This window comes from Stutzerimonas stutzeri (genome assembly GCF_024448935.1).
GTDB lineage: Bacteria > Pseudomonadota > Gammaproteobacteria > Pseudomonadales > Pseudomonadaceae > Stutzerimonas > Stutzerimonas stutzeri_AO.
In genome coordinates, this window is record NZ_JAMOIE010000199.1 from 1 (window position 1) to 2152 (window position 2152).

Sequence of the window (2152 nt, forward strand, 5' to 3'; positions counted from 1 at the left end):
GAATGAACGCGGAGCCGGACACGCTGATGGAGCGGGTGCTTGCACCTGCTGTCTTTCGCATGCTGGATCCTCCTGGTTGTCTGATGTTTTTTGTTCGCACTTAAACATACCAGAGCCAAGAGGATCTTTTACCCTTCCCCTAAATATCACTTGAAAATCAGATGGTTGTTAGTTTCTGGATGGGCACTAGCTAAGCTACTTGCCTATCCCCGGCAGGAACAGAATGATATCCGGGAAGGCCATCAGCAGGAACAGTACGAAGAAATCCATGATGAGGAACCAGAAGATCCCGCGGAACACCTGCGTGGTACTCACCAGCTTGCCCACCACGCTCTTGATCACGAACACGTTCATACCTATCGGCGGTGTGATCATGCCGATCTCCAGCAGCTTGGTCAGTACCACACCGAACCACAGCAGGCTCAGGCCCAGGTTGTCGATGATCGGCAACACGATAGGCAGGGTCAGCAGCATGGCGCCGATGGGCTCCAGGAACATGCCCAGCAGCACATAGATCAGCACAATGGCCAGCAGGACAATCACCACGCCCGCGTCCAGGCCGATGATCCACTCCGACAGAAAGTCACCAGCCCCGGACAGAGCCAGGAACCGGGTCAGCAGGCTGGCCCCCACGGCGATGATGATCAGCGCACTGGTGGTCAGCAGGGTTTCAAGGATGGCGTCCCGGAAGCGGACCCAGGTCAGGCTGCGTTTGATCGCCGCCACCACCAGCGACAGGAAGGCCCCCACGGCACCGGCTTCTGTGGGCGTGAATACGCCCCCGAACAGACCGCCGAAGATACCGATCATGATCAGGATGACTGGCCAGGTGTCCTTCAGTGCCCATACCTTGTCGGAGAACGGAATATGCTCGTTGGTGTCCGGCGCCAGGTCCGGGTTCAGCTTCACCCGCACCAGAATTACCGTGACATAGCCAACCGCGGTGATGATACCGGCGGAAATACCCCCCAGGAACAGTCCGGTGATGGACTCCTGGGCGATGATTCCGTACAGGATCATGATGATGGAGGGCGGGATCAGGGCACCGATGGTGCCGGCCACTGCCACGGTACCCGTCGCCAGTTCCGGGTTGTAGCGGTACTTCACCATCTCCGGGACGGCAATCCGGCCCATGGCCGCCGAACAGGCCACCGACGAGCCGGAGACCGCCGCAAACCCGGCGGAGCCGAACACCGCCGCAATGGCCAGGCCGCCGGGTATACCGGACAGCCACATTCGCGCTGCCCGGAACATGCCCTGGGTCAGTTGGGTGTGATAACAGATAAAACCCAGCAGCAGGAACATGGGCACCGAACTGAGTACCCAGTTGGCGGCAAATTGGTAGGGAATGATGCCGATGGAACCCCAGGCCACATTGAAGCCCATCAGGTACCACAGGCCACCGAAGGACACCCCGATCAGGGCGACACCGATGGGGATGCGCAGCGCGATCAGGAAGATAATCAGGCCAAGACCGATGAGGCCAATCTGTATGTCACTCATTATTATTATCTCTCGTCAGTCCGGGTCGAGTTCGTCGGCTTTGGCGCGCTTCGTGTCCAGGCCACTCTCGCCCGGCAGGAAGCTGTTGATCAGCTTGTACAGCACCACCAGTACCATCAGGGCGCAGCCCAGCGGCAGCAGGTAATAGGTGATCCAGATGGAAATGTCCGAGTTGCCCTGGACGATGGAAGCGCCCATGGAGAACTTCTTCTGGGCTTCGCCAAAGGTACGGACCGCCAGGAAGCCAAACACCACCAGCGAACACAGCATGGCGAAGCGTTCCAGGTTATGGCGCAGCCACGCCGGCATGTGCTCGGTGATCACCTCAACGGAGATGTGGGCTTCCTTCTGCTCGGCAAACGCCAGCGGGATAAAGGCCGCAATGGACATGTAGTAGTAGGAAACGATGGTGATGGTGCCCGGAATGGGCTTGTTGAAGAAGTAACGACCCACCACATCGAAGGTGATATGGAACATCATCAGGGCAATGGCAAGGCCGCCGATGATGGAGATCACATTGGTGATCTTCGACAGAAACCGACCGATGGCATACATGGTGCAACCTCCTCACCCCTCAGGGGGCTGTTGTTATTGTAGGGCTGCGAGCGAAGACGCGAGGACAGCCCGTCGCAGGCTGCCCTTCTGGTCC

The 2152-nt window shown here is 58.6% G+C and carries 2 protein-coding genes; both read right to left on the reverse strand.

Annotated features, from left to right (window positions below; translation table 11 throughout):
* Positions 1 to 195 precede the first annotated feature (195 nt).
* On the reverse strand, positions 196 to 1503 hold the full coding sequence (locus tag NA637_RS24760; RefSeq protein ID WP_256075204.1) for a TRAP transporter large permease: 1308 nt from the start codon (positions 1501 to 1503) through the stop codon (positions 196 to 198).
* A 15-nt stretch (positions 1504 to 1518) separates the two neighbouring features.
* Positions 1519 to 2058, reverse strand: a complete 540-nt coding sequence (locus tag NA637_RS24765) for a TRAP transporter small permease (protein WP_256075206.1) — start codon at positions 2056 to 2058, stop codon at positions 1519 to 1521.
* Between the last annotated feature and the right edge of the window lie 94 nt (positions 2059 to 2152).

Coding starts and splice junctions, on each gene's coding strand:
- NA637_RS24760 (WP_256075204.1), bottom strand. CDS start 1,503: ATGAGTGACATACAGATTGGCCTCATCGGTCTTGGCCTGATTATCTTC.
- NA637_RS24765 (WP_256075206.1), bottom strand. CDS start 2,058: ATGTATGCCATCGGTCGGTTTCTGTCGAAGATCACCAATGTGATCTCC.